General features: G+C 73.9%; 26 protein-coding genes and 4 tRNA genes. 26 read left to right on the top strand and 4 right to left on the bottom strand.

Annotated features, from left to right (window positions below):
* Positions 1-193: 193 nt before the first annotated feature.
* The gene (locus ACI79X_RS09325; RefSeq protein WP_457025120.1) at positions 194-1,042 is read left to right on the top strand and encodes a M48 family metalloprotease; all 849 of its coding nucleotides are present in this window, start codon (positions 194-196) and stop codon (positions 1,040-1,042) included.
* Between the two features lie 12 nt (positions 1,043-1,054).
* On the opposite strand, the gene ACI79X_RS09320 is transcribed toward ACI79X_RS09325, so the two are convergent.
* Both ACI79X_RS09320 and ACI79X_RS09315 read right to left on the bottom strand, forming a co-directional pair.
* Entirely contained in the window at positions 1,055-1,546 is a 492-nt protein-coding gene (locus ACI79X_RS09320; RefSeq protein ID WP_457025119.1) for a GtrA family protein, read from the bottom strand.
* Positions 1,547-1,629: 83 nt separating this feature from the next.
* Positions 1,630-2,121, bottom strand: coding sequence for a YajQ family cyclic di-GMP-binding protein (locus tag ACI79X_RS09315; protein WP_457025118.1), 492 nt, complete (start codon positions 2,119-2,121; stop codon positions 1,630-1,632).
* Positions 2,122-2,211: 90 nt separating this feature from the next.
* On the opposite strand from ACI79X_RS09315, the gene ACI79X_RS09310 reads away from it, so the two are divergent.
* Positions 2,212-2,293: transfer RNA gene (locus ACI79X_RS09310), tRNA-Tyr, on the top strand.
* Between the two features lie 64 nt (positions 2,294-2,357).
* Here ACI79X_RS09310 and ACI79X_RS09305 read toward each other — a convergent pair.
* Positions 2,358-2,798: a pilus assembly protein TadG-related protein gene (locus ACI79X_RS09305; RefSeq protein WP_457025117.1), complete on the bottom strand. Its 441-nt coding sequence runs from the start codon at positions 2,796-2,798 to the stop codon at positions 2,358-2,360.
* Positions 2,799-3,303: 505 nt separating this feature from the next.
* On the opposite strand from ACI79X_RS09305, the gene ACI79X_RS09300 reads away from it, so the two are divergent.
* From ACI79X_RS09300 to ACI79X_RS09270, 7 genes are all read left to right on the top strand, one after another.
* Positions 3,304-5,853 carry a putative bifunctional diguanylate cyclase/phosphodiesterase gene (locus tag ACI79X_RS09300; RefSeq protein WP_457025116.1) on the top strand — a complete coding sequence of 850 codons (2,550 nt, stop codon included), beginning with the start codon at positions 3,304-3,306 and terminating at the stop codon, positions 5,851-5,853.
* A 69-nt stretch (positions 5,854-5,922) separates the two neighbouring features.
* Positions 5,923-5,995: transfer RNA gene (locus tag ACI79X_RS09295), tRNA-Thr, on the top strand.
* A gap of 45 nt (positions 5,996-6,040) precedes the next feature.
* A tRNA-Met gene (locus tag ACI79X_RS09290) sits at positions 6,041-6,114 on the top strand.
* Positions 6,115-6,220: 106 nt separating this feature from the next.
* Positions 6,221-6,385 (top strand): 50S ribosomal protein L33, encoded by a 165-nt coding sequence (gene rpmG, locus ACI79X_RS09285; protein ID WP_073421301.1) that lies wholly within the window; start codon positions 6,221-6,223, stop codon positions 6,383-6,385.
* Between the two features lie 32 nt (positions 6,386-6,417).
* Entirely contained in the window at positions 6,418-6,864 is a 447-nt protein-coding gene (locus tag ACI79X_RS09280; RefSeq protein ID WP_457025115.1) for an FAS1-like dehydratase domain-containing protein, read from the top strand.
* Complete coding sequence (locus ACI79X_RS09275; protein WP_457025114.1) at positions 6,861-7,289, top strand: MaoC/PaaZ C-terminal domain-containing protein; 429 nt, start codon at positions 6,861-6,863, stop codon at positions 7,287-7,289. The genes ACI79X_RS09280 and ACI79X_RS09275 overlap by 4 nt, the downstream gene beginning before the upstream one ends.
* Positions 7,286-8,746, top strand: coding sequence for a M1 family aminopeptidase (locus tag ACI79X_RS09270; protein ID WP_457025113.1), 1,461 nt, complete (start codon positions 7,286-7,288; stop codon positions 8,744-8,746). Before ACI79X_RS09275 ends, ACI79X_RS09270 begins: the two co-directional genes overlap by 4 nt.
* On the opposite strand, the gene ACI79X_RS09265 is transcribed toward ACI79X_RS09270, so the two are convergent.
* Entirely contained in the window at positions 8,743-9,987 is a 1,245-nt protein-coding gene (locus ACI79X_RS09265; RefSeq protein ID WP_457025112.1) for a pyridoxal phosphate-dependent aminotransferase, read from the bottom strand. The two genes, ACI79X_RS09270 and ACI79X_RS09265, sit on opposite strands and share 4 nt — an antisense overlap.
* A gap of 262 nt (positions 9,988-10,249) precedes the next feature.
* On the opposite strand from ACI79X_RS09265, the gene ACI79X_RS09260 reads away from it, so the two are divergent.
* The 17 genes from ACI79X_RS09260 (at position 10,250) to ACI79X_RS09180 (ending at position 25,779) form a co-directional block, all read left to right on the top strand.
* Positions 10,250-10,322, top strand: a tRNA-Trp gene (locus tag ACI79X_RS09260).
* 163 nt (positions 10,323-10,485) lie between these two features.
* Positions 10,486-11,034, top strand: coding sequence for a preprotein translocase subunit SecE (gene secE / locus ACI79X_RS09255; RefSeq protein ID WP_457025111.1), 549 nt, complete (start codon positions 10,486-10,488; stop codon positions 11,032-11,034).
* Between the two features lie 44 nt (positions 11,035-11,078).
* Positions 11,079-11,984, top strand: a complete 906-nt coding sequence (gene nusG, locus ACI79X_RS09250; protein WP_457025110.1) for a transcription termination/antitermination protein NusG — start codon at positions 11,079-11,081, stop codon at positions 11,982-11,984.
* Between the two features lie 88 nt (positions 11,985-12,072).
* Positions 12,073-12,504, top strand: a complete 432-nt coding sequence (rplK, locus tag ACI79X_RS09245; RefSeq protein WP_073421309.1) for a 50S ribosomal protein L11 — start codon at positions 12,073-12,075, stop codon at positions 12,502-12,504.
* Positions 12,505-12,622: 118 nt separating this feature from the next.
* On the top strand, positions 12,623-13,342 hold the full coding sequence (gene rplA, locus ACI79X_RS09240; protein WP_457025109.1) for a 50S ribosomal protein L1: 720 nt from the start codon (positions 12,623-12,625) through the stop codon (positions 13,340-13,342).
* Positions 13,343-13,720: 378 nt separating this feature from the next.
* Positions 13,721-14,338: a 50S ribosomal protein L10 gene (gene rplJ, locus ACI79X_RS09235; protein ID WP_457025108.1), complete on the top strand. Its 618-nt coding sequence runs from the start codon at positions 13,721-13,723 to the stop codon at positions 14,336-14,338.
* A 16-nt stretch (positions 14,339-14,354) separates the two neighbouring features.
* Complete coding sequence (rplL, locus tag ACI79X_RS09230) at positions 14,355-14,750, top strand: 50S ribosomal protein L7/L12 (RefSeq protein ID WP_457025107.1); 396 nt, start codon at positions 14,355-14,357, stop codon at positions 14,748-14,750.
* Positions 14,751-14,970: 220 nt separating this feature from the next.
* Positions 14,971-16,092 (top strand): ABC transporter ATP-binding protein, encoded by a 1,122-nt coding sequence (locus ACI79X_RS09225; protein ID WP_457025106.1) that lies wholly within the window; start codon positions 14,971-14,973, stop codon positions 16,090-16,092.
* A complete protein-coding gene (locus ACI79X_RS09220; protein WP_457025105.1) occupies positions 16,089-16,904 on the top strand; it encodes an MlaE family ABC transporter permease in 816 nt (271 codons plus the stop codon). The genes ACI79X_RS09225 and ACI79X_RS09220 overlap by 4 nt, the downstream gene beginning before the upstream one ends.
* A gap of 4 nt (positions 16,905-16,908) precedes the next feature.
* The gene (locus ACI79X_RS09215) at positions 16,909-17,778 is read left to right on the top strand and encodes an MlaE family ABC transporter permease (RefSeq protein WP_457025104.1); all 870 of its coding nucleotides are present in this window, start codon (positions 16,909-16,911) and stop codon (positions 17,776-17,778) included.
* A 31-nt stretch (positions 17,779-17,809) separates the two neighbouring features.
* The gene (locus ACI79X_RS09210; protein ID WP_457025103.1) at positions 17,810-19,177 is read left to right on the top strand and encodes an MCE family protein; all 1,368 of its coding nucleotides are present in this window, start codon (positions 17,810-17,812) and stop codon (positions 19,175-19,177) included.
* Positions 19,174-20,211: an MCE family protein gene (locus ACI79X_RS09205; protein ID WP_457025102.1), complete on the top strand. Its 1,038-nt coding sequence runs from the start codon at positions 19,174-19,176 to the stop codon at positions 20,209-20,211. Before ACI79X_RS09210 ends, ACI79X_RS09205 begins: the two co-directional genes overlap by 4 nt.
* The gene (locus tag ACI79X_RS09200; protein ID WP_457025101.1) at positions 20,211-21,245 is read left to right on the top strand and encodes an MCE family protein; all 1,035 of its coding nucleotides are present in this window, start codon (positions 20,211-20,213) and stop codon (positions 21,243-21,245) included. The genes ACI79X_RS09205 and ACI79X_RS09200 overlap by 1 nt, the downstream gene beginning before the upstream one ends.
* Entirely contained in the window at positions 21,242-22,483 is a 1,242-nt protein-coding gene (locus ACI79X_RS09195; RefSeq protein ID WP_457025100.1) for an MCE family protein, read from the top strand. The genes ACI79X_RS09200 and ACI79X_RS09195 overlap by 4 nt, the downstream gene beginning before the upstream one ends.
* Positions 22,480-23,748, top strand: a complete 1,269-nt coding sequence (locus ACI79X_RS09190) for an MCE family protein (RefSeq protein WP_457025099.1) — start codon at positions 22,480-22,482, stop codon at positions 23,746-23,748. Before ACI79X_RS09195 ends, ACI79X_RS09190 begins: the two co-directional genes overlap by 4 nt.
* On the top strand, positions 23,745-25,013 hold the full coding sequence (locus ACI79X_RS09185) for an MCE family protein (protein ID WP_457025098.1): 1,269 nt from the start codon (positions 23,745-23,747) through the stop codon (positions 25,011-25,013). The genes ACI79X_RS09190 and ACI79X_RS09185 overlap by 4 nt, the downstream gene beginning before the upstream one ends.
* A gap of 58 nt (positions 25,014-25,071) precedes the next feature.
* Positions 25,072-25,779 carry a hypothetical protein gene (locus tag ACI79X_RS09180; protein WP_457025097.1) on the top strand — a complete coding sequence of 236 codons (708 nt, stop codon included), beginning with the start codon at positions 25,072-25,074 and terminating at the stop codon, positions 25,777-25,779.

Genomic DNA, 25,779 nt, shown 5'->3' with positions numbered 1-25,779 from the left:
GCGGCCGGTTCCGTGAGCCGGATCACGGAGCGTGGTCGACGCGCCCAGCGGGGTGCGGGTCTCCTCCCGAGCAACCCCGCCCGGGCGGCCGCCATTCCGGACGGCTCCGTCCGTGACCCACCTCGCAGGAGGGAGCGGGGAACGGCGGTCCCGTTCGCTCCGTTCACGAGGGGTGCGGCGCTGGGACAACGGGGTGCGGACGGCCCTCCTGCTGGGCCTGGTGGCCGGTTCCGTCCTCGCCGCGGGGGCGCTGGTCGGCGGCCGCGACGGACTCCTCGTCGCCCTCGTCGTCGCGCTCGGGGTCAACGGGTGGGCCTGGTACCGCTCCGACCGGCTCGCGCTGCGCGCCATGCGCGCCTTCCCGGTCACCGAGACCCAGGCCCCCGGGCTGTACGCGATGGTCCGCGAGCTGGCCACCCAGGCGCGCCAGCCGATGCCGCGGCTCTACGTGAGCCCCACCGACCAGCCCAACGCCTTCGCCACCGGCCGCACCCCGCGCCGTGCCGCGCTGTGCTGCACCCAGGGGATCCTCGAGCTGCTCGACCGGCGGCAGCTGCGCGCCGTCCTCGCCCACGAGCTCTCCCACGTCCGCAACCGCGACGTGCTGCTCGGCTCGGTCGCCGGCGCGCTCGCCGCCGTCGTCACCTACCTGGCGCACCTGGCCACGTTCAGCACGCTGCTCGGCGGACGCGACGAGGAGCGCGACGGCGACGGGCTGCTCGGCACCCTGCTGCTGGTGCTCCTCGGCCCGCTCGCCGCGGGCCTGGTGCGGATGGCGGTCAGCCGCGGGCGCGAGTACGAGGCCGACGCCGACGGCGCCCGGCTGTGCGGCGACCCGCAGGCACTGGCCGACGCGCTGCGCCGGATCGCCGCGGGCGCCTCGGCTCGGCCGCTGCTGCCCGAGCGCCGGCTGGTCGCGCAGAGCCACCTGATGATCGCCCCGCCGTTCCGCCGCGGCGGCCTGGCGGGGCTGTTCGCCACCCACCCGCCGATGGAGGAGCGGATCGCCCGCCTCGAGCGCATGGCCCGCGAGGGCCGCTGAGCCGGCCCCGCGTCAGGACCGGCCGCGCCCGGGGCCGGGCCGCAGGACCAGGACCCACCGCAGCCCCGCGAACCGGGCCAGGCCCACGGCCCCGCTGACGGCGACGACCGCGGCGATCGACACCAGCGGCCCGGCCGAGTCGGTCCACACCTCGACGGCGGCCAGCGTGAGGCTCGAGACCGCGAGCCCGACGGCGGCGATGCCCCCACCGGCCCACTGCGCCGTCGCCCAGCCGACCCGGTCGCCGGCGCGGAAGGTCAGCCGCCGGTGCAGCTCGTTGGCCAGCGCCGTGGACGCCAGCACCGCCACGACGTTGGCCGCCTGCTCACCGAACCGGCCGAGGAGCAGGAACAGCGCGGCGTAGACGAGGTTGGCCGACCCGCCGACCAGGACGAAGCGCACGAACTGGACGCTCGCCCGGTCGCCGGCCGCGGTCGGCCGGCGCGTCCCGTCCCCGTCCGCGCGCACCGGCGCGGGCGGGGCGTCGAGCACGGTCGCGGGCACGGGTCCACGCTCCCGCGCCGGCGCCGTCCGGCACATCCGGGAGGACCCTGGTCACCCCCTGATCCGTGCCGGACGGCGGCCCCTCAGCGGTAGTTGTCGAACTGCAGGGCGACGTCGAGGTCCTTGCCGCGCAGCAGCTGCTGCACGGCCTGCAGGTCGTCGCGCTTCTTGCCGCTGACCCGCAGCTGGTCGCCCTGGATCTGCGCCTGCACACCCTTCGGGCCCTCGTCGCGGATGATCTTGGCGATCTTCTTCGCGGTGTCGGACTCGATGCCCTGCTTGATGCGGGCCGAGAGCTTGTAGGCCTTGCCCGACGCCGCCGGCTCGCCGGCGTCGAGCGCCTTGAGCGAGATGCCCCGCTTGATCAGCTTGTCCTTGAAGACGTCGAGCGCGGCGGTCACCCGCTCCTCGGTGTCGGCCTCCAGGAGGACGCCGTCCTCACCGGCCCACGAGATGCGGGCGTTGGTGCCGCGGAAGTCGAAGCGCTGGGAGAGCTCCTTGCCCGCCTGGTTGAGCGCGTTGTCGATCTCCTGGCGGTCGACCTTGCTGACGACGTCGAACGACGAGTCGGCCATGTCTGCTCCTCCCTCCCGCGCGGGGGTGGCCCGGGCGGGACCCGTCGGGCCGGCGTCGGCCCGTCTTGTACTCTTCTCCCGTGGCACCACGGCGGGTTGCCCGAGTGGCCAATGGGAGCGGACTGTAAATCCGTCGGCTTAGCCTACGAAGGTTCGAATCCTTCACCCGCCACACCCACGCACAGCGGCCCCCGACCAGCAGGTCGGGGGCCGCTGTCGCGTCCGGGGGCCGGGGGTCAGAGGGCCGGTGCGCGGGCGCCCGCGACGGCACCGACCTCGAGCGGCCGGCCGCCGAGGAACAGCCAGCCGAAGGCGATCTGCACCGAGCGGCCGCAGCGCACGGTGACCTCCGTGCCGTCGGTCTCCGCCGACCAGGTGTCGAGGGCGGTCCCGCCGTCGGCGAGGTGGTCGGCCACCGCCGCCCGCGCCGTCTCGGTGGTCAGGGGCAGCGCCTCGCCGACGCCCGCGGCGTAGACCCGCCCCTCGTCGGCGCGGTTGGCCGCGGCCAGCGCGGCGCCGTCACAGACGGCCTGGACGTCGCGCTGCTCGAGGAAGGCGTCCGACGCGGCGATCGCCCCGAGGGCCATGACCGCGGCCACGAGCCAGCAGACCAGGACGAAGGGCAGCGCCGAGCCCCGCTCCGCACGGCCCTCGTCGGGCTGCCTCCTCGCCGGCACGGCGCGGAGCGTAGGGCCGCCCAGCCTCTCGCAGGCTGCCCGTCCCCAGGGCCGTCCGTCCCACGCGACACACCGTTCACCCGTTTCGGTGACGCTGTGATGACCAATCCGGACTGACAGTGACGACATAACGGGCCGTCACTCTTCCGTGATCGTCCGTGCTTGACTCGCCTGAGTGACGGGCACGAGCGTCCTGGGCGCGGTCCGTACACGAACGACGCTCTGCCCCCGCGCCTGGGTGACAGCCGCATGACTGAGAGCTGTCTTTCATGCCTGAGGAGGCGTCATGAGCACGCAGCGTGGATCCAAGTGGAGCCGTGGGTCGAAGTGGAGCCGCGGGTCGAAGTGGAGCCGTGGATCGAAGTGGAGCCGCTGACCCAGCGGTAGACCCCGGGGTGGCCGGTCCGGCGATGGGCCGGCTGCCCCCTTCGGGTTGGTGGAGATCCCGGGAACGCCCGTCCCGCTGTTAGCCTCTGCGCGCCGTTCTCCCCTCCCCAGAATCCGGGTGACGTTGGCCAGTCCCGAGCCGCGCGCGCCGCTGCCACGGGCCGCCGCGCCACTCCATCCGTGGGTCATCGCCGTCGGTGGCTGCCTCCTGGCGTTCCTGGCGGCCGTCCTCGTGTTCCCGGCCGCGCCGACGCGGTTCGACCTGCTGCCGTTCCTCATCGTCACGGTCGCCTTCTTCCTCACCGAGACCGTCTCACTGCACGTCGAGTTCAGGCGGCAGACCTGGTCCTGGTCGGTGAGCGAGCTCGCTCTCACCATCGCCCTGGTCGAGGTCGGGGGCTGGTGGGCCGCCGCCGCACGGGTCGTCGGGGTGGGGCTCAGCCTGGCCTTCCAGCGCTACCCGGCGCCCAAGGCCGTGTTCAACATGGCCGTGTCGGTGGTCGAGGTGGCCGTCGCGGTCGCCGTCCTCCAGGTGCTGCCCTTCACGGGCCTGACCCAGCCGACGGGCTGGCTCGCCCTGCTCGTCGCCGTCCTGGCCGCCGACGTGGTCGGCACGGGCCTGGTCATCGGTGCCATCCGGCTGACCGGCGGGAACCCGGACCGCCAGCTGTGGCAGGAGCTGCTCCTGCCGGTCGCGGTCGTCTCCCCGTTCGCGGTCTCCGTGGCCGTCGTCGCGATGCTCCTCATCACGGTGACCGGGTGGGCGGCCGTGCTGATCCTGCCCGCCGCCGTGGCCGTCACCGTCCTCTTCCGGCGGTTCGCCTCCGTCGCGCGGGAGCGGCACACCCTGCAGCGGGTCTACGAGTTCGCCCGGCGCGTGGAGGGCCTGCCGTCGGACGAGGCCGGGACCCTCCAGCTCGTCGACGCCGTCCGGGAGCTGCTCAATGCCGACCGCGTCGCCCTCTGGTTGCCTCCCTACCTCGACGAGGGGCCGCGCCTGGTCGTCGCGGCCGAGGACGGGCGCGACTGGTACGACGGCCCCGGCGACTCGGACGACCTCATCCGCCGGCGCACGACGGACCCGGTGAACGACGGGCCGGTGCTGGTCTCGATGAGCCGGGCCACCGACGCGGAGGCCGCCGCCCTGAGCCGTCGCGGGGCCGAGGACCTCCTCGCCGCCTCCGTCGCCACGGCGGCGGGGGAGCCGGGGTACCTCGAGGTCTGCGACCGGCGCAGCGACGCCCTGTCCTACGCGGACGGCGACCGCTCGGCGCTGGACTCGATGCTCACCCACGTCAACGCGGCGATCCGGGCCCAGCAGCTGCTCACCCAGATCCGCTACGACGCCGACCACGACCGGCTGACCGGCCTGCCCAACCGCCAGCGGCTCGCCGTCGAGATCGACGCGCTGCTGGCCGGGGACCCGGTCGGGGCCCGCGCGGGCCTGGTGCTGGCGAGCCTGGACAACCTCACCGAGATCGTCGACACGCTGGGCCACGCCGCCGCCGACGAGCTGCTGCTGGTCACCGCCGGCCTGCTCCGCGAGCACGCCCCGCCGGACGCCCTCGTCGCCCGCATGGAGGGTGAGCAGTTCGCCGTCCTCCTCCCGGGCCTGTCCCTGGACGCCGCCGAGCGGGCCGCCCGCCGGCTGCGCGAGGCCACCTCGACCCGCGCCCGCGTCGCGGGGCTGGACCTGGAGGTCATGCTGACCATCGGCGTGGCCGCCGCCCCGGTGCACGGCACCGACTCCGGGATGCTCATGCAGCGGGCCGACGTCGCGCTGCTCGCCGCCGCGGACGGGCCGGGCGTGGCCAGCTACCACCAGGTCCTCGACCAGCAGAGCCTGCGCCGCCTGCAGCTGGGCACCGAGCTCGAACAGGCGATGGCCGAGGGCCAGATCAGCGTCGTCTTCCAGCCGATCATCGACGCGCGGACCTCCGACATCGTCTCGGTGGAGACGCTGGTCCGCTGGGCCCACCCGCGCTTCGGCGCGATCCCGCCCGACGACTTCATCCACCTCGCCGAGCAGATCGGGCGGATCGGCGACCTCACCGACCACGTGCTCGACCTGGCGCTGGCGCGCTGTCGCCGGTGGCTCGACCAGGACATCGCGTTGTCGGTCGCGGTCAACCTCTCGGCGCGCTGCCTGTCCGAGCCCGACCTCGTCGAGCGGGTGCAGCGGGCGCTGCGGCTGCACGGCGTCCCCGGCGAGCTGCTCATCCTCGAGCTGACCGAGGGCAGTGTGGTCGACGACTCGGTCCGGTCGAGCACCGTCCTCGCCGAGCTGCACGCGCTGGGCCTGCGGCTGTCGATGGACGACTTCGGCACCGGCTACTCGTCACTGTCCCAGCTGCGCCAGCTGCCGATCGACGAGGTGAAGATCGACAAGTCCTTCGTGCTCGGGATGTCCACCAGCCAGGGCGAGTCGTTCATCGCCCGCTCGATCATCGAGCTGGCGCACAACCTGGGCCTGCGCGTGGTCGCCGAGGGCGTCGAGGACGAGCTCACCCGCAAGCTGCTCACCGAGATGGGCTGCGACAAGCTGCAGGGCTTCCTGGTCAGCCGGCCGCTGCCCGACGAGCGGCTGGAGAGCTGGCTGCTGGCGCGCACCGGCGTGCGCTCGGCCGCTCCCGGCGCCCAGCACCGCCGGCTGTTCGTCCGCGCCTGAGGGGTCCGCCGACCCCTGCCGGAAGGCCCGCGAGGCGTCGTGTATGGTTCTCGACGGCTCCCAGAGCACGCCCCTTTAGCTCAGTCGGCAGAGCGTCTCCATGGTAAGGAGAAGGTCTACGGTTCGATTCCGTAAAGGGGCTCCGACCAGCCGGTCCAGTCGCCAGACCGGGCCGCACGGTCATCCCGGCGGTGTAGCTCAGCCTGGTAGAGCAAGCGGCTCATAATCGCTGTGTCACCGGTTCAAGTCCGGTCACCGCTACTCCAGACGGACCCCGGACCTCCGGGGTCCGTCGCCGTGTCGGCACCCGTCGCCACGGTCCACCGGCCCGTGGCGGGCCGGTCCGCACAAGGCGAGGAGAGCCTCCATGGCAGCCACCGACGTCCGTCCGAAGATCACCCTGGCCTGCCAGGAGTGCAAGAACCGCAACTACATCACCCGCAAGAACCGGCGGAACGACCCCGACCGGCTCGAGCTGAAGAAGTACTGCCCCAAGGACAAGCGGCACACCGTCCACCGCGAGACCCGCTGACGCAGGTCCCGGACGGAGCAGGGAGGGCGGGAGTGGCGCTGGACGCAGGACTGGTCGGGCGCAGCTACCCGCCCTCCGCCGTCTACGAGGTCGGCCGCGCGAAGATCGCCGAGTTCGCCGCCGCGGTCGGCGCCACCCACCCCGCGCACACCGACGCCGACGCGGCCCGGGCGCTCGGCCACCCCGACGTCGTCGCCCCGCCGACCTTCGCCATCGTGGTCACCATGGGCGCCGCCGACGTCGTGATCGCCGACCCCGACGTGGCCCTCGACTACAGCCGCGTCGTGCACGGCGAGCAGCGCTTCACCCACCACCGCCCCATCCGGGCCGGTGACCGGCTGGTCAGCACCACCACGATCGAGGCCGTGCGCAGCGTCGCCGGCAACGACATGCTCACCACGCGGGTCGACGTCGCCACCGAGGACGGCGAGGCCGTCTGCACCGCCACCTCGCTGCTCGTGGCCCGGGGGACGGCGTGAGCGCCCGCCCGGCGGCCGCGGACGTCGCCGTGGGCACCGAGCTGCCCGAGCAGGTCCACCGGGTCACCCGCGCCGACCTGGTCCGCTACGCGGGCGCCTCCGGCGACCTCAACCCCATCCACTGGAGCGACCGGGTCGCCGGCAGCGTCGGCCTGCCCGGCGTCATCGCCCACGGGATGCTCACCATGGGCCTGGCCGCGCGCGCCGTCACCGACTGGGCCGGCGACCCCGGCGCGCTCGTGGAGTACCAGGTGCGCTTCAGCCGCCCCGTCGTCGTGCCCGACGACGACACCGGCGCCGAGGTGACCGTCCGCGGCCGGGTCGGGGCGGTCCTCGACGGCGGTCGCGTGCGCGTCGACCTCACGGTCACCAGCGGCGGCGAGAAGGTCCTCTCGCTGGCCCGCGCCACCGTCGCCCTGGCATGACCCTGCGGCGCGCGGCCCTGGCCGCCGCGGTCCTGCTCGTCTCCGGCTGCACCTCCTTCAGCGAGACCGTCGCCGCGGAGGACGCGCCGGCCGCCGCCTCGCCGTCGCAGCAGCCCCCCGGCGACGGCGAGGGGAGCGGCGGGGACGGCGACCCGGCCTGCCCGGCACCGCGCGCCGAGCCGGACCCCGACCGGCCCGTCGTCGACCTGTCCTTCCGCCTGTCGGAGGACCTGCGCACCGTCACCGGCACCGAGACCGTCGTGTTCACCCCCGACGAGGACACCGACGAGCTGGTGTTCCGGCTGGTGCCCAACGGACCCGGCGGCACCGAGCGCGACAACCGGATCACCGTCGACGACGTGCGCGGCGACGACGTCCGCGAGGCCGGCTACGAGGACGCCGGCGCGCGGTCCCCGGGCGGGCTGTACGTGCTGCGGCTCGACGACGAGCTCGCCGCGGGCGACTCCACCGAGGTCGAGCTGGACTTCACCCTGTCCCTCGGCGAGGGCGACGGCCTCCAGCGCCTCGGCACGGCCGACGGCACCGCCTGGTGGGCCAGCGGCTTCCCGCTGCTGGCCTGGGAGCCGGGCGCGGGCTGGGCGCGCGACCCGTTCGTCGACCTGGTGGGCGAGACCGCGAGCAGCCCGGCTGCCGACACCACGGTCACCGTCGACGCGCCCGAGGACCTCACCGTGCTGATGACCGGCGCGCAGGAGGAGCCCTCCGCGGCCGACGACGGCCGGCGCACGTGGACCTCGCGCGAGCCGGCCGCCCGCGACGTCAGCGTCGCCGCCGGCCCGTTCCGCACCGCCACGCTGACCTCGCCGGGTGGCGTGGAGATCACCACCGGCGTCCTCGACGGCGCCGACGTCGGCCCCGGCGAGCTCGCCGACTGGACCAGCGAGGCCGTCACCGACCTGGCCGACCGCCTCGGCGCCTTCCCCTACGACACGCTCACCGTGCCGCTCCTGCCGGCCGAGGGCGGCGGCATCGAGTACCCGAGCTCGATCCTCATGGCCGGTGCCGACCGGTCGGTGCTCGAGCACGAGGTCGCGCACATGTGGTTCTACGGCATGGTCGGCGGCTCCCAGTTCCGCGACCCGTGGCTCGACGAGGCGTTCGCCACCTACGCCGAGCGGGTCGACGGCCGGGTGTCGCAGGAGTCCCTCGACCGGGCGCTGGCCACCCCGGGCGACGTCGGCGGCGCGATGGACGAGTTCGCCGGGACCGAGGAGTACTTCGCCGCCGTCTACGGCAAGGGCGGCGCCGCGCTGCTCGCCGCGCGGCAGGCGGCCGGCGAGGGCCCGTTCGACGCCGCCCTGCGCTGCTACGTCCAGGTCAACGCCTGGACCATCGCCACGCCGGACGACGTCGCGGCCGCCCTCGCCGACCTGCCGGCCGCCCTCGACGTGCTCGTCGCGGCCGGCGCGCTCGACGAGGGCGACCGGCCGGACTAGCCGGCCGAGCCGAGCAGCCGCTGCAGCCGGCCGACGCCCTCGGCGAGGTCGTCGTCGCCGAGCGCGTAGGACATCCGCACGTAGCCCGGGGTGCCGAACGCCTCCCCGGGGACGACGGCGACCTCGGCCTCCTCCAGCACGATCTCGGCGAACTCCGCGCTCGAGGACGCGGTGCGCCCGTTGATCGGCCGGCCCAGCAGCGCCTTGACCGACGGGTAGACGTAGAACGCGCCCTGCGGCTCGGGGCAGGCGACGCCGGGGATCTCCCGCAGCATCGACACGATGGTCTTCCGCCGCCGGTCGAACGCGGTGCGCATCTCGTCGACCGCCGACAGGTCGCCGGTCAGCGCGGCCACCGCCGCGGCCTGCGACACGTTGGCGACGTTCGACGTCGCGTGCGACTGCAGGTTGGTGGCGGCCTTGACGACGTCGGCCGGCCCGGCGATCCAGCCCACCCGCCAGCCGGTCATCGCGTAGGTCTTGGCCACCCCGTTGACGACGACGCAGCGGTCGGCCAGCCCGGGGACGAGCACGGGCATCGACGGCGCGGTCGCCCCGCCGTAGGTGAGGTGCTCGTAGATCTCGTCGGTGAGCACCCACAGGCCGGTCTCCTCGGCCCAGCGGCCGATCGCCTCGACCTGGTCGGGCGGGTACACGGCGCCGGTCGGGTTGGACGGCGAGACGAACAGCAGCACCTTGGTGCGCTCGGTGCGCGCCGCCTCCAGCTGCGCCACCGACACCAGGTAGCCGCTCTCCTCGTCGGCGACGACCGGCACCGGCACGCCGCCGGCCAGCCGGATCGCCTCCGGGTAGGTGGTCCAGTAGGGCGCCGGGACGAGCACCTCGTCGCCCGGGTCGAGCAGCGCGGCGAAGGCCTCGTAGACGGCCTGCTTGCCGCCGTTGGTCACCAGCACCTGCGCGGGGGTGAGCGCCAGCCCGGAGTCGCGCGCGGTCTTCGCGACGATCGCCTCCTTGAGCACCGGCAGGCCGCCCGCGGGCGTGTAGCGGTGCATCGCCGGCCGGCGGCACGCGGCGACAGCGGCCTCGACGACGTAGTCCGGCGTCGGGAAGTCCGGTTCCCCGGCACCGAAACCGATGACCGGCTTGCCGGCCGCCTTGAGCGCCTTCGCCTTCGCGTCGACCGCGAGCGTGGCGGACTCGGCGATGGCGGCGACGCGGCGCGAGACGCGCGACCGGGCGGGGGACTGGGCAGCGGGCTCCGACGGGGAGACGGCGGTCATGCCCCCATCGTGTCAGGAGCACCGCCGTCCGGGCTGCCCCGTTCCGGGTCGCCGCAGGCCGGGGCGGGGTGGGGGACGGCGGGACACCCCGTCGGGGCACCTGCCGGAGCGCGGTTCCGGACTCCCTAGCGCGGTCCCGTACACTGGCAACCCTGGGGCGATCGACCCCGCCACCGGCGTGCCCCGGAGCTCCTCCTGGGACGGCGCCGGACCGGCGGAGCGGCCGTCCCGGGGCTCGCTCGGGACCCCGGTCCCGGGCACTAGGGGTGTAGCTCAACTGGCAGAGCAGCGGTCTCCAAAACCGCAGGCTGCAGGTTCAAGTCCTGTCACCCCTGCCCGTGCCGCCGGTGTGCGCCGGCGACGAGCACGACCCGGCACCGCCCCGTGTCCCGGCAGCGCCGGCGCGGCCGGTGCCGGCCCGAGGCCCGCGCGGCCCCGGGGGCACGACGCCAGACGGCCCGACGACAGCGGCCACCACCACGACGCGAGCGAGGCGCAGTGAGCGACGAGAAGCCGGGCCGCGGGGAGGACCCCCGCTCCGCCTCCGACGCCGAGCTGACCGACGAGCAGCTCGACCGTGAGGCCCCGGGCGTCGAGGACGCCGCCGAGCTCGAGGCCGCCGAGGACGAGATCGCCGCCGAGGCGCAGTCCGAGGAGGACAAGGTCGTGCCCGCCCCGGCGCGCCGCCGCGGCGGCCGGATCACCGCCGGTGACGACGACGAGGACGACGAGCCGGCCGCGCCGCGCACCCGCCGTCCCGCCCGGGAGCGCACCGCGTCCCGCCCGGCCGGCCGCTCGGAGGAGGGCGCCGGCACCCGGTCCCGCGCCGCCGCCCAGCGCGCCCGGGCCGACGAGGTCCGCCAGAAGCGCAACCTGCGCCGGTTCCTGCGCGAGGTCGTCGCCGAGCTCCGCAAGGTCATCTGGCCGGGCCGCCGGGAGCTGATCACCTACACGACCGTCGTGATCCTCTTCGTGGCCTTCATGGTCGCGCTGGTCGCGGGCCTGGACGTCCTCTTCGCGCAGGGCGTGCTCGCCGTCTTCGGCTGACCGCCCCCCTGCGCCCGCCCGCCACCCGAGAAGGAAGAGAAGCCGTGACCGACCCCCGCGAGCCGTTCGACACCGACAGCGACGTCGAGGACATCGACCTCGACGACGCCCGCATGGACGTGCGCGGCAGCGTCGACGTCGAGACCGGCGCCGACGAGGTGGGTGCCGCCGAGGGCTCGGGCGACACCACCGACCAGGACACCGCCACCGGCGTCGCCGACGTCACCCCGGCGGTCGAGGGCGGCGGCCGCGACAGCCTCGTCGGCGACCCGCTGGCCGCCCCGGCGCCCGACCACGACCCGATCGTGACCGAGGCGCTCGCCGAGGCCGAGGCGGAGGACGAGGACCCGCGGGAGACGCTCAAGCGGACCCTGCGCACGCAGTTCGGCGACTGGTACGTCATCCACTCCTACGCGGGCTACGAGAACAAGGTGAAGACCAACCTCGAGTCCCGCATCCAGTCGCTGGACATGGAGGACTACATCTTCCAGATCGAGGTGCCCACCGAGGAGGTCACCGAGATCAAGAACGGCAAGCGCACCCAGGTCAACCGGAAGAAGCTGCCCGGCTACCTGCTCGTCCGCATGGACCTCAACGACGAGTCGTGGGGCGCGGTGCGCAACACCCCCGGCGTCACCGGTTTCGTCGGCGCCACCTCGCGGCCCTCGCCGCTGTCGATCGACGAGGTCGTGAACCTGCTCGTCCCCGACGCGCCGCCGCAGGCGGCGAAGGCCGCCGAGACGGCCTCGCCGGCCGCCGCGGCCGCGCCGACGGCCGTCGTCGACTTCGAGGTCGGCGAGTCGGTCACCGTCATGGACGGCCCGTTCGCCACCCTCCCGGCCACCATCAACGAGATCAACGCCGAGCAGCAGAAGCTGCAGGTGCTGGTCTCGATCTTCGGCCGGGAGACGCCGGTCGAGCTGTCGTTCACGCAGGTCGCCAAGATCTGACGACGGACCGGGTCGCCCTCCGCCGCTCGTAGAATCGACGGCGGGACCCTGCGACGCGGTCGTCCCACCCCGTCACGAGAAGGAAGTCATGCCCCCCAGGAAGCGGTTGACCGCGGTCATCAAGCTCCAGATCAAGGCCGGTGCGGCCACCCCCGCGCCGCCCGTCGGTCCGGCGCTCGGCCAGCACGGCGTCAACATCATGGAGTTCTGCAAGGCGTACAACGCCGCGACCGAGTCGCAGCGCGGCGACGTCGTGCCCGTCGAGATCTCGGTCTTCGAGGACCGCTCGTTCACCTTCATCACCAAGACGCCGCCGGCCGCGCGCATGCTGCTCAAGGCCGCCGGTGTGGAGAAGGGCTCGGGCGAGCCGCACAAGACCAAGGTCGCCACCGTCACGCGTGACCAGGTCCGCGAGATCGCCCAGACCAAGATGGCCGACCTCAACGCCAACTCGCTCGACGAGGCCGAGAAGATCATCGCCGGCACCGCCCGGTCGATGGGCATCACCGTCCAGGGCTGACGCCCCCCGACGGCACGGCGGCCCCACCGGGCCGCGCCAGCACGTCACCAGTGGGAGGGCCCCGCCAGGCCCGCACACCACGAGATCCCCGCCGACGCGGCGGGGGAGAGGAACCACCATGGCGAAGCACGGCAAGAAGTACCGCGAGGCAGCGGCGAAGGTCGACCGCGAGACCCTCTACAGCCCGCTGCAGGCGGCCGGTCTGGCGAAGGAGACCTCGCCGACCACCTACGACGCCACCGTCGAGGTGGCCATGCGCCTGGGCGTCGACCCGCGCAAGGCCGACCAGATGGTCCGCGGCACGGTGAACCTGCCGCACGGCACCGGCAAGACCGCCCGCGTCATCGTCTTCGCGACCGGTGACCGCGCCGCCGAGGCCGAGGCCGCCGGCGCCGACGTCGTGGGCAGCGACGACCTCATCGAGCGGATCCAGGGCGGCTTCCTGGACTTCGACGCGGCGATCGCCACCCCCGACCAGATGGCCAAGGTCGGCCGGATCGCCCGCATCCTCGGCCCCCGCGGCCTGATGCCGAACCCGAAGACCGGCACCGTGACCGCCGACGTCACCAAGGCCGTCAACGACATCAAGGGCGGGAAGATCAACTTCCGCGTCGACAAGCAGGCCAACCTGCACCTGGTGATCGGCAAGACCTCCTTCGACGAGACCAAGCTCGTCGAGAACTACGCTGCGGCCCTCGACGAGGTGCTGCGCGCCAAGCCGGCCGCCGCCAAGGGCCGGTACGTCAAGAAGGTCACCATCTCCACCACCATGGGCCCGGGCATCCCGGTCGACCCGAACCGCACCCGCAACCTGACGGTGGACGAGCCCACCGCCTAGCAGGGGACCTCGTCCTCCCCACCCTTCGCGAGCTCAGGGCGGGACCCGGGACGAGGCCGTTCCAGCAGCTCACCGGAGGCCCCGTCGCGCACCCGCGCGGCGGGGCCTCCGTCGTCCCCGGGCCGCCCGCCGCCTCCGCCGCGGGATCGCGTACGCTGGTCGTCGTTCACCCATGACCGCTGGTCGTCGCACGTCCGCGTGCGATCGAAGGTCCCGGATCCCCGGGCGGCCCGCGCAGGAGGACGGTTCGATCGGCGGCGCCCCGCGCGCCCGCCCCTCGCCCCGTGCGCCCTGCGCCGGGGCGTTCCTCGTCTCCGGGCCCGATCGCCCGCTCCCGCACGACGCACGAGCGGTCGCCCGACAGACGAGAGGAGGCCCATGCCCACGCAGGCGAAGGCCGCGGTGATCGACGAGATCACCGAGCGGTTCCAGAACTCCAGTGCGGCCGTGCTCACCGAGTACCGCGGGCTGACCGTGGCGCAGCTGACCCAGCTGCGTCGTTCCCTCGGTGCGGGCAGCAGCTACGCCGTCGTCAAGAACACCCTGACGAAGCGGGCGGCGGACTCGGTCGGGCACACCGACCTGGGCCCGCTGCTGAACGGCCCGACCGCGATCGCCTTCATCGAGGGCGACGTCGTCGAGGCCGCCAAGGCCATCCGTGACTTCGCGCGCGCCAACCCGCTGCTCGTCGTCAAGGGCGGCGTGGTCGAGGGCCGCACGGTCTCGCCCGCCGAGGTCACCGCCCTGGCCGACGTCGAGCCCCGCGAGGTGCTCCTGGCCAAGCTGGCCGGCGCGATGAAGGGCAACCTGACCAAGGCCGCCGGCCTGTTCCAGGCCCCGCTGTCGCAGGTCGCCCGCCTGGCCGCCGCGCTGCAGGAGAAGAAGCCCGCCGAGGGCGACGCTCCTGCCGCGGCCGCCCCGGCCACCGATGGCACTGCTGCCGACACCACCACCGACTCCGCCGACGCCGCCGACGCCGCGGCCGGCACCGACTGACCCCCAAGGAGAGATCATGGCCAAGCTGTCCACCGCGGAGCTGCTCGACGCGTTCAAGGAGATGACGCTGCTCGAGCTGTCCGACTTCGTGAAGCAGTTCGAGGAGACCTTCGAGGTCACCGCCGCTGCTCCGGTCGCCGTCGCGGCCGCCCCGGCCGCCGGTGGTTCCGGCGACGGTGGCGCCCCCGCCGCCGAGGAGCAGGACGAGTTCGACGTCATCCTCGAGAGCGCCGGCGACAAGAAGATCCAGGTCATCAAGGAGGTGCGCGGCCTGACCTCGCTCGGCCTCAAGGAGGCCAAGGACCTGGTCGACGGCGCGCCGAAGCCGGTCCTGGAGAAGGTCGCCAAGGACGCTGCCGAGAAGGCCAAGGCCGCCCTCGAGGGCGCCGGCGCCACCGTCACCGTCAAGTGACCCCCGCCCGGCCACCGGCCGGGTAGCACCACCCCGCACCGCACAGGGGCCGTCCTCCTCCGGGAGGGCGGCCCCTGTCGCGTCTCCGGGTGACGCGACAGCGATCCGTGTCACGTGGACCACGTGATCTCCGTAACCTCGCGGAGGCGTCCTCGTTACCCGTCAGTAGAGCCGGACGCACACCGGGGTGCGACCGGCGACGGAGCCGGACGAGGGGGTCGTGGTGGGCGTCGCCGTCGAGGTCGAGGGGCTGACCAAGTCCTTCGGCAGCCAGAACATCTGGAGCGACGTCACGCTGACGCTGCCGCCCGGCGAGATCTCCGTGCTGCTCGGCCCCTCGGGCACCGGCAAGTCGGTGTTCCTCAAGTCGCTGGTCGGCCTGCTCAAGCCCGAGCGCGGCTCGATCGTCATCAGCGACACCGACATCGTCCGCTGCGGCGAGTCGCGGCTCTACGAGGTCCGCAAGCTCTTCGGCGTCCTCTTCCAGGACGGCGCGCTGTTCGGCTCGATGGACCTGTTCGACAACATCGCGTTCCCGCTGCGCGAGCACACCCGCAAGAGCGAGTCCGAGGTCCGCCGCATCGTCCTCGAGAAGATGGACATGGTCGGCCTGCAGGGCGCCGAGAGGAAGCTGCCCGGCGAGATCTCCGGCGGCATGCGCAAGCGCGCCGGCCTCGCCCGCGCCCTGGTGCTCGACCCCGAGATCATCCTGTTCGACGAGCCGGACTCCGGCCTCGACCCGGTCCGCGTCGCCTACCTCAACCAGCTGATCGTCGACCTCAACGCGCAGATCGACGCCACCTTCCTCATCGTCACCCACGACATCGGCACCGCCCGCACCGTGCCGGACAACCTCGGCCTGCTCTACCGCAAGCACCTGGCCATGTTCGGCCCGCGCGAGCAGCTGCTGACCTCGCAGGAGCCGGTCGTCCAGCAGTTCCTCAACGGCCGCCGCGAGGGCCCGATCGGCATGAGCGAGGAGAAGGACGTCGCGCAGGTCGAGGCCGAGATGGCCGCCCTGCAGGCGCGCGGCGGGGACCGGCACAACGGCGTCGGGCCCAAGGGCGCCGTCGGCGGCGACGCCGTCCCGCCGCAGCTCGACCCGTCCCCGGGGCTGCCCGAGCGCCGGGCGCAGCGCCGTCGCCAGGAGCGCGTCGCCCGGATGCTGCACGAGTTCGACCCGGTCACCGCCCAGGCGATCCGCGCCAGCCTGCCCGCCGACCTGCTCGCCCAGGCCGACGCCGGCGTCCTCGCGCCCACCGCGGGCGCCGGCGGGCGGCACTGGGCCCCCGACGGCACGCAGGCCATCGGGGTCCTGCCCGGCCCCCGGGACGGCCGGTGACGGCGACCGGCCGCCCGGAGGCGCCGGGCCTGCTCGACGGGAAGCTGTCCCCGGCCCGCCCGCTGCGCGCGAGCGGGAACCTCTTCGCCTTCGCCCTGGACACCTTCCGGGCGATGCCCAAGCGGCCGTTCCAGCTGCGCGAGTTCGTCCAGCAGACCTGGTTCGTCGCCAGCGTGACCATCCTGCCGACGGCGCTGGTGGCCATCCCCTTCGGCGCGGTGATCGCCCTGCAGCTCGGGTCGCTCACCCGCCAGCTCGGCGCCCAGTCGTTCACCGGCTCGGCGTCGGTGCTCGCCGTGCTGCGCGAGGCCAGCCCGATCGTCACCGCGCTGCTCATCGCCGGCGCCGGCGGCTCGGCCATCTGCGCCGATCTCGGCGCCCGCAAGATCCGGGACGAGATCGACGCGATGGAGGTGCTGGGGATCAACCCGGTCCAGCGTCTCGTCGTCCCGCGCGTGCTCGCCGCGATGGTGGTCGCCACCCTGCTCAACGGCCTGGTCAGCGTGGTCGGCGTCGCCGGCGGCTACTTCTTCAACGTCGTCCTGCAGGGCGGCACCCCGGGCGCCTACCTCGCCTCCTTCGGCGCGCTCGCCCAGGTCGAGGACTTCTGGTCGGGGGAGCTCAAGGCCCTCGTGTTCGGGCTGATCGCCGGGATCGTCGCCTCCTACAAGGGGCTGCGCGCCGGCGGCGGGCCCAAGGGCGTCGGCGACGCGGTGAACCAGTCGGTCGTCATCACCTTCCTGCTGCTGTTCGCGGTGAACTTCGTGATGACGGCGATCTACTTCCAGCTCGTCCCGCCGAAGGGGCAGTGACCCCGTGGCCCTGCTCTCCCCGGCCGACCGCGTCCGCGTCGGCGTGCGCCGGCTGGTCCGCCGCGTCCACGGCCGGCCGATGGACACCCTCGAGGACCTCGGCGACCAGCTGTCCTTCTACGGCCGGGCGCTCGGCTGGACGCCGCGCACGCTGCGCCGCTACAAGCGCGAGACCCTCCGGCTGCTCGCCGAGGTCACCTTCGGCACCGGCGCGCTCGCCGTCATCGGCGGCACGGTCGGCGTCATCGCCTTCCTGTCGTTCTTCACCGGCACCGAGGTCGGGCTGCAGGGCTACGCGGCCCTCGACCAGCTCGGCACCTCGGCGTTCACCGGCTTCCTCTCGGCGTACTTCAACACCCGCGAGATCGCGCCGCTGGTCGCGGGCCTCGCCCTGTCGGCGACCGTGGGCTGCGGGTTCACCGCGCAGATCGGCGCCATGCGGATCAACGAGGAGATCGACGCGCTCGAGGTCATGGGCGTGCCCTCGCTGCCGTTCCTGGTGACCACCCGCATCGTCGCCGGCTTCGTCGCGGTCGTCCCGCTCTACGTCATCGGCCTGCTGAGCAGCTACTTCGCCACCCGGACCATCACCACGCAGGCGTACGCCCAGTCGGCCGGCACCTACGACCACTACTTCAACCTCTTCCTGCCGCCGCAGGACGTGCTGTGGTCCTTCGTCAAGGTGCTCGTGTTCGCCGTCGTGATCATCCTGAGCCACTGCTACTACGGCTACCGGGCCAGCGGCGGCCCCGCCGGCGTCGGCCTCGCGGTGGGCCGGGCGGTGCGCTTCTCGATCGTCGCGGTCATGGTCATCGACCTGTTCCTGTCGCTGGCCATCTGGGGCTCGACGACGACCGTGCGGATCGCGGGGTGAGCGGCCGGTGAGCGGGGGCAGGGGAGCGGTCGTGCGCCGCCGTCTCCAGGGCGTGGCGTTCCTCGTCGTCCTGGCGCTGCTGCTGGCGCTGACCGTGGCGCTCTACCAGAAGGCGTTCACCGACACCGCCCGCGTGGTGCTGCGCGCCGACACCGCGGGCAACCAGCTGCAGGAGACCTCCGACGTCAAGGTCCGCGGCGTGATCGTCGGCGAGGTGCGCTCGGTCGAGGCGAGCGCCGAGGGCGCCACCATCGAGCTGGGCATCCGGCCGCAGTACCTCGAGCAGATCCCCGCCGACGTCACCGCCCGGCTGCTGCCCAAGACGCTGTTCGGCGAGCGCTACGTGTCGCTCGTGGTGCCCGAGCAGCCCTCGCCGGAGCGGCTGGCCGACGGCGCGGAGATCAGCCAGGACCGCACCGAGAACGCCGTCGAGCTGCAGCGGGTCATCGACGACCTGCTGCCCCTGCTGCGCGCCGTCGAGCCGCAGGACCTCAGCTACACGCTCGGCGCCGTCGCTTCCGCGCTGCGCGGCCGCGGCGAGGCCCTGGGCGAGAACCTGGCCGCCATCGGCAGCTACGTCGGCGAGCTCAACACCGTGCTGCCGGAGCTGCAGGCCGACATCAGCGGCCTGGCCGACGTCGCCGACACCTACGACTCGGCCGCCGACGACCTGCTGGCGGTGCTCGACGACCTGGCCGTGACGTCGCAGACGCTGGTCGACCAGTCCGAGCAGCTGCGCCGCACCTTCACCGTCGTCGGCGCGTCCGCGGCCACCGCGGCCGGCTTCCTGGAGGCCAACGAGCGCAGCCTCATCTCGCTGGCCGCCACCTCCCGGCCGGTGCTCGGCACCTTCGCCGAGTACTCGCCGGTCTACCCCTGCCTTCTCGACGGGCTCGCCCGGTTCACGCCGATGATCACCGAGGCCTTCGGCGGCGACGGCGACCCGGCGCTGAACCTGGACATCGTCGTGACCCTGCCGCCGCGCAACCCCTACCGGCCCGGCGACCAGCCGGCCTACCTCGACCGGACCGGGCCCGACTGCCAGGGCCTCGACGACATCGACGCGATCATCGCCGCGGCCGACCGCGGCGAGTACTACTGCCCGGTGCCGCCGCGCGACGGCGTCGACTCGGTCGACAACCCCTCCAGCGGCAACCCCAACTGCCTGGGCGGGCGGGACCCCGACGACGTGCCCGCCGGCTCCGGCGAGCCGAACGCCGCCGTCCCCACCGCGTTCGGCGACTCGCTGCCCGGCGCGCTCCCCGGGTCGACGGCGGAGCTCGACCTCGTGCGCAGCATCCTCGGGTACCAGACCGGCACCGAGCCGGCGCAGGTCTCCGACCTCGCCGCCTCCACCCTGGCGCCGCTGTTGCGCGGGACCCAGGTGGCGCTGCGGTGAGGGGCCTCGCCGCGCCGCTGACCAAGCTGGCCGTCTTCGCGCTGGTCACCGTGCTGGCCAGCTACGTCCTGGTCACCACCATCACCAACGCCGGGTACGGCGAGTCGCTCGGCTACCGCGCCCAGTTCAGCGACGTCGCCGGCCTGGTCGAGGGCGACGAGGTGCGCATCGCCGGCGTCCGGGTGGGCCAGGTGACCGGCATCGGGCTGTCCGACCGGACGGAGCGGCCGGTGGCCGAGGTGGCCATCGAGGTCGACGCCGAGGTCCCGCTGCCCACCTCGGTGCAGGCCACCATCCGGTACCGCAACCTCGTCGGGCAGCGGTACGTGGCGCTCACGGAGGGCGAGGGCTCGGCCGGGGCCACCCTCGAGGAGGGCGCCACCATCCCGCTGGCGCAGACCAGGCCGGCGCTGGACCTCACCACCCTGTTCGGCGGGTTCCAGCCGCTGTTCCAGGCGCTGTCCCCGCAGGACGTCAACCGGCTGTCCTACGAGGTCATCCAGGTGTTCCAGGGCGAGGGCGGCACCGTCGAGAGCCTGCTCGGGCACGTCGCCTCGCTGACGTCGTCGCTGGCGGACGAGGACGCCGTGATCGGCAGCGTCATCGACAACCTGACGACCGTCCTGGGCACCGTGGCCGCGCGCGACGAGCAACTGTCGGCGCTCGTCGTCTCGCTGCAGCAGTTCGTCAGCGGCCTGGCGCAGGACCGCGACGCGGTCTTCGACTCGCTGCAGACCATCGACGGGCTCGCGGTGAGCACGGCCGGCCTGCTCGAGGACGCCCGCGCCCCGCTGGCCGCCGACATCGAGCAGCTCGGCAGCCTGGCCGGCAACCTCGCCGACAGCGGCGACGTCCTGGAGGACTTCCTGCAGCTCGCGCCGTCGAAGATCGACCTGATCACGCGCACCGCCGTCAACGGCTCCTGGTTCAACTTCTACCTGTGCGGGGCGTCGGGCTCGGTGACGCTGCCCGGCGCCGCGGAGCCGGGCACCGTCCCCGCGGGCGGGCTGTCCTCCGGCGGGAGAGGCTGCTGATGGCCCGCCGCGCGAGCACGCCCTTCCGCGACCGGGACCCGGTCACCATCGGCGCGGTCAGCCTCACCCTCATCGCGCTGCTGGTGCTGCTGGCCTTCAACGCCAGGGACCTGCCGCTGATCGGCGGCGGCACCGTCTACCGCGCCCAGTTCTCCGAGGGCGCCGGCCTGCGCCCGGACGACCCGGTCCGCGTGGCCGGCGTCAAGGTCGGCCAGGTCGAGAGCCTGTCCCTCGAGGACGGCGCGGTCACCGTGGAGTTCCGGGTGCGCGACGCCTTCGTCGGCGACGCCTCCGAGGCCGCGATCCGGATCGAGACGGTGCTGGGCGCCAAGTACCTGGCGCTGGTGCCGCGCGGGGCGTCCCCGCTGGACCCGGAGGAGCGGATCCCGCTGACCCGGACCGCCGCGCCCTACGACGTCGTCGAGGCCTTCGCCGACCTGTCCACGACGGTGGGGGAGATCGACACCGCCCAGCTGGCCGGCTCGTTCCAGGTGCTCTCGGAGACCTTCGCCGACACCCCCGACGAGGTGCGCACGTCCCTCGACGGACTCGCCCGGCTCTCGGACACCATCGTCTCCCGCGACGCGCAGCTGCGCGAGCTGCTGTCGGCCACCCGGGACGTGACCCGGGTCCTGGCCGACCGCAACGGCGAGTTCACCCAGCTCATCCTGGACTCGAACACGCTGCTCACCGAGGTGCAGGAGCGCCGGGCGCTCATCGACGCGATCCTCACGAACACCCAGACGCTCGCCGAGCAGCTGACCGGCCTGGTCGCCGACAACCGCGAGGCGCTCACCCCGGCGCTGCAGCAGCTGGCCGCCGTCACCGACATCCTGTCGCGCAACCGGCAGGCGCTGGGGGAGACGGTCGCGAACCTGGCGCCGTTCGTGCGGGTCTTCACCAACACCCTGGGCAACGGCCGCTGGTTCGACAGCTTCGTCGAGAACCTGCTGCCCGGCGCCGTCGGCTCGGTGCTGTGCGGCGGCGCCGCGCAGGTGCCCGCCGGTCCCGTCTCCTGCGAGGCGGGGCAGTGAGCGGCACCCTGCAGCGCGGCGTCGCACTGGCCGCCGCGCTGGTCCTGGTGGTCGCGCTCGGCTGGGCGATCCTGCGCCCGGCCGGCCAGATGCGGGTCACCGCGTACTTCGGCCAGGCCGTCGGCGTCTACGAGGGCGGCGACGTGCGCGTCCTCGGCATCGACGTCGGCGAGATCACCGCCGTCGTGCCCATGGGCGACCGGGTGCGCGTCGACATGCTCGTCGACGAGCAGTACGACATCCCGGCCGACGCCGACGCCGTCGTCCTCGCGCCCTCCCTGGTCAGCGACCGGTACGTGCAGTTCTCCCCGGTGTACGACGGCGGCCCGACGATGGAGGACGGCGCGAAGCTCGACCTCTCGCGCACCGCCACCCCGGTCGAGCTCGACGCGGTCTACGGCGCGCTCGACCAGCTGTCGGCGGCGCTCGGGCCCACCGGCGCCAACGCCGACGGCGCCCTGTCGGACCTGCTCGCCGTGGGCGCGGACAACCTGGAGGGCAACGGGGGTGCGCTGAACCGCACGCTGACCGGCTTCTCCCAGGCCGTGGAGACCCTGTCGGAGAACCGCGACGACCTGTTCGGCTCGGTGGAGGACCTGCAGACCTTCACCTCGGCGCTGGCCTCCATCGACGCCCAGGTCGGGCAGTTCAACGAGAACATGGCCGCGGTCGCCGCCCAGCTCGAGGGCGAGCGGGAGGACCTCGCGGCCGCCGTCGCGCTGCTCTCGCAGGCGCTGGGGGAGATCGCGAGCTTCGTGCAGACCAACACCACGCTGCTGACCACCAACGTCGACCGGCTCGCCGACGTCACCCTCACCCTGGTGCAGCAGCGCCAGGCGCTGGCCGAGGTCCTCGACGTCGCCCCGGCCGCCCTGGGCAACATCGCGCACGCCTACAACCCCGACTACGGGACGCTCGACACGCGGGACAACTCGCTCGGCTCGACCAACCCGGAGGTCATGGTCTGCCAGCTGCTGGCGCAGGCCGGCCGGCTGCAGCTCGGCGGGGTCGCGCTGACCGACCTGACCTCCTTCCTGCAGCTGCCGCCCACCGAGCAGATCTGCGTGCGGCTCCTCTCGGGCGACCCCGGCAACGACGGGCAGCTCGACGACCTCGACGGCAACGGCGTGCCCGACCTGCAGGAGTTGCTCGGCACCCTGTTCGGCCGGTCCGCCACCACCACCGCCGCCGGCGGCACCCCGCTGGTCGGCCTGCCGCCGGTCGGGGGTCAGCCGTGACCGCCCGCGCCCGTCGCCGGGCGGCCGCGCTGGCCGCCGGGGCGCTGCTGCTGTCCGGCTGCGGGTTCCGCGGCGCCCACTCCCTCGACCTGCCCGGCGGCGCCGACACCGGCGAGGACCCCTACACCGTGCAGATCGAGTTCCTCGACGTCCTCGACCTGGTGCCGCAGGCCGGCGTCCGGGTGGCCGACGTCCCCGTCGGGCGGGTGGAGGACATCGCGCTCGGCGACGACTGGACCGCGGTGGTCACCGTGGAGGTCGACGGCGACGTCGAGCTGCCGGCCAACGCGGTGGCGATGATCCAGCAGTCGTCGCTGCTGGGGGAGAAGTACGTCGAGCTCGCCGCGCCGGGCAGCGAGGAGCCCACCGGCCGGCTCGCCGACGGCTCGCTCATCGGCCTGGGCCGCACCAACCGCAACGTCGAGGTCGAGGAGCTGCTCGGGGCGCTGTCGCTGGTCCTCGACGGCGGCGGGCTGGCGCAGCTGCAGACCATCAGCCGCGAGCTCGGCGTCGCGCTCGAGGGCCGCGAGGACGCCGTCCGCCGGACCCTCACCGAGCTCGACACGTTCATCGCCGGCCTCGACGACCAGCGCGAGGAGATCAGCCGGGCGCTGGACAGCATCGATGCGCTGGCCGAGTCGCTCGCCGCGCGCACCGGCACGATCGAGACGGCGCTGGACACCATCGGCCCCGGCCTCGACGTGATCACCGAGCAGCGCGACCTGCTCGTGTCGATGCTCGGCAGCCTGGCGCGCCTCGGCGACGTCGGCACCCGGGTGATCGAGCAGGCCGGCGCGGACACGGTCGCCGACCTGCAGCTGCTGCAGCCGATCCTGTCCCAGCTCGCCGCGGCCGGCCCCGACCTCGCCGGGTCGCTCGACCTGCTGCTCACCTACCCCTTCCCGGCCAGCTCGCTGTCGGCGCTGCAGTACCGGCCCGACGCCCGCACCGGCGGCTACGGCCTGTTCACCAACATGACGGCGAACCTCGACCTGGACCTGTCCGAACTCCTGTGCCGCTACGTGGTCGACCCGGTCACCGGCGGGCTGGAGACCCTGGAGCCGCAGGACCTCGTGGGCGCCGAGTGCGGCACGCCCGGCACCCCGCCGTCGAACGCCGCCGGGGGAGCCGCCGGCGGGCAGGCGCCGGGCGGTACCTCGTCGCTGGCGCCGGTCCTCGGCGGCCTGGCCGGCACCGTCCTCGGCGGGCAGCCCGCGGACGCGGGCCTCGTGGGCCTGCCGCCGATGCCCGGGAGCGGCTCGTGATCACGCGCAAGGTCAAGCTGCAGCTGCTCGCCTTCGCGACGGTGGCGCTGCTCGGCATCTCCTACGTCGGCTTCACCTACGTCGGCCTCGACCGGGTGCTCCTCGGCAGCGGCTACGACGTCTCCGCCGACTTCGCCGACTCCGGCGGCATCTTCGTCAACGCCGAGGTCACCTACCGCGGCGTCGCGGTGGGCCGGGTCAGCGACATGCAGCTCACCGGCGACGGCGTCCGCGTCACCATGACCATCGACCCCGACGCCGAGCCCGTCCCGGCCGACACCGACGCCGTGGTGGCCACCCGCAGCGCCGTCGGCGAGCAGTACCTCGACCTGCGCCCGGCCACCGCCGACGGGCCGTTCCTCGAGGACGGCGCGGTGATCCCGCGGTCGCGCACGGCGATCCCGATCCCGGTCGAGCAGCTGCTGCTGAACGTGGACGAGCTGGTCACCTCCCTCGACGCGGAGGACCTGCGGGTGGTCGTCGACGAGCTCGGCCGCGCCTTCGCCGGCGCCGGGGACGACCTGACCCGCCTCATCGACAACGGCGACCTGCTGCTCGCCCGCGCCGAGGAGTCGCTGCCGGAGACGCTGCGGCTGATCGCCGACGGGCAGGCGGTGCTGCGCACCCAGGCGGAGAGCCGGTCGGCGATCGAGCAGTGGGCCGCCGACCTGCGCGCGGTCAGCGACACCCTCGTCGACATCGACCCCGACCTGCGCGGCCTGGTCGTGAACGCCCCCGACGCCGCCGCGGCACTGCAGCAGCTCGTCGACGACGCCGGCCCGGGACTCGGCTCGCTGGTGCGGAACCTCGACGTCCTCAACGGCGTCACGATCCCGCGCCTCGACGGCGTCGAGCAGCTGCTGGTCACCTACCCCGACGTGGTCAGCGGCGGTTTCAGCGTCGTCCGCAACGACGGCGGCACGCTGCGCGCCCACTTCGGCCTCGTCCTCAACAGTGACGACCCGCGGGCCTGCACGAGCGGCTACGTGCCCACCGGGCAGACGCCGACGCCGGGCTCGGTGGCCGCCGTCGACGTCGACGCCGTCGGCTGCGACGTCGTCGACGGCGCCGACCCCTCGCCGGGCGACGGCGTGGACGAGAGCGGCTCCAACATCCGCGGCGAGCAGAACATCGGCCGCGACGGCGGCGTCGGCTCGCCCGGGCCGCAGGGGCAGCTCGGCGCGGGCGCTCCGGGGGCCGCGGTGCTCGACGACGTCCTCGGCGGGCTCCTCGGCGCCCTCCCCTTCGTACGGACCCAGGGCTAGGTCAGGCATGCTCGTCACCCAGAGGAACCGATCAGGCACAGGGCGAGAGGAGGACGCGGTGACCCGCGCGGAGCAGGACACGGAGCAGGACACGGAGCAGGACACGGAGCAGGACACGCACCAGGACACGCACCAGGACGCGGTCGGCACCGTCGCCTCCCCGGCCGGGGAGGGCCGCGGGCGCCGCCGGTCCCGCCATGCCGCCGCCGAGGCCGCCCCCGAGGCCGCCCCCGAGGCGGAGGACCGGGCCGCCGGCGACGCCGCGCACCGGCGCCGCCGGCCGTCGCTGCCGCTCGTCCCGGTGCTCGCCGTCCTCCTTCTCGCGCTGGTCGCCGTCGGCGTCTGGCTGGCGCTGCCGCTGTTCCGCGGCGACACCGACTCCCCGGTGCGCACCGACACCTACGTCGAGGTGCTGCAGGCGGCCCGGTCCGGCGTCGTCGACCTGACCTCCTTCGACGCGGTCACGATCGACGACGACATCGAGCAGGTCCGCCGCGTCGCCACCGGCGACCTGCGCGACGAGTCCCTGGCCCAGCTGCAGGACCGGCGGCAGGAGCTCGTCGACGCGCAGGCCGTGGTGCAGACCGAGGTCGTCGGCGCCGGCGTCGTCGCCGCCGCCGAGGACAGCGGCACCGTGCTGCTGGTCATCCAGTCCACCCAGCGGAGCACCGCGAGCCCCCAGGCCCAGGTGCTGCGCTACCGCATCCAGGTGGAGCTCGTCCGCGAGGACGGCCGCTGGGTGCTGTCCGGGATCCAGGGGAGGTGA

The sequence above is a fragment of the Geodermatophilus sp. SYSU D01119 genome, assembly GCF_054049975.1.
Note: the sequence above shows the minus strand (reverse complement) of the source record. Positions and strands in the feature narration are given on the sequence as shown.

What these genes read in the sequence shown, in the direction of transcription:
- ACI79X_RS09315 (WP_457025118.1), bottom strand. Translation starts at nt 2,121, where the DNA reads ATGGCCGACTCGTCGTTCGACGTCGTCAGCAAGGTCGACCGCCAGGAG.
- rpmG (WP_073421301.1), top strand. Translation starts at nt 6,221, where the DNA reads ATGGCAGCCACCGACGTCCGTCCGAAGATCACCCTGGCCTGCCAGGAG.
- ACI79X_RS09270 (WP_457025113.1), top strand. Translation starts at nt 7,286, where the DNA reads ATGACCCTGCGGCGCGCGGCCCTGGCCGCCGCGGTCCTGCTCGTCTCC.
- ACI79X_RS09265 (WP_457025112.1), bottom strand. Translation starts at nt 9,987, where the DNA reads ATGACCGCCGTCTCCCCGTCGGAGCCCGCTGCCCAGTCCCCCGCCCGG.
- rplK (WP_073421309.1), top strand. Translation starts at nt 12,073, where the DNA reads ATGCCCCCCAGGAAGCGGTTGACCGCGGTCATCAAGCTCCAGATCAAG.
- rplA (WP_457025109.1), top strand. Translation starts at nt 12,623, where the DNA reads ATGGCGAAGCACGGCAAGAAGTACCGCGAGGCAGCGGCGAAGGTCGAC.
- rplJ (WP_457025108.1), top strand. Translation starts at nt 13,721, where the DNA reads ATGCCCACGCAGGCGAAGGCCGCGGTGATCGACGAGATCACCGAGCGG.
- rplL (WP_457025107.1), top strand. Translation starts at nt 14,355, where the DNA reads ATGGCCAAGCTGTCCACCGCGGAGCTGCTCGACGCGTTCAAGGAGATG.
- ACI79X_RS09200 (WP_457025101.1), top strand. Translation starts at nt 20,211, where the DNA reads ATGGCCCGCCGCGCGAGCACGCCCTTCCGCGACCGGGACCCGGTCACC.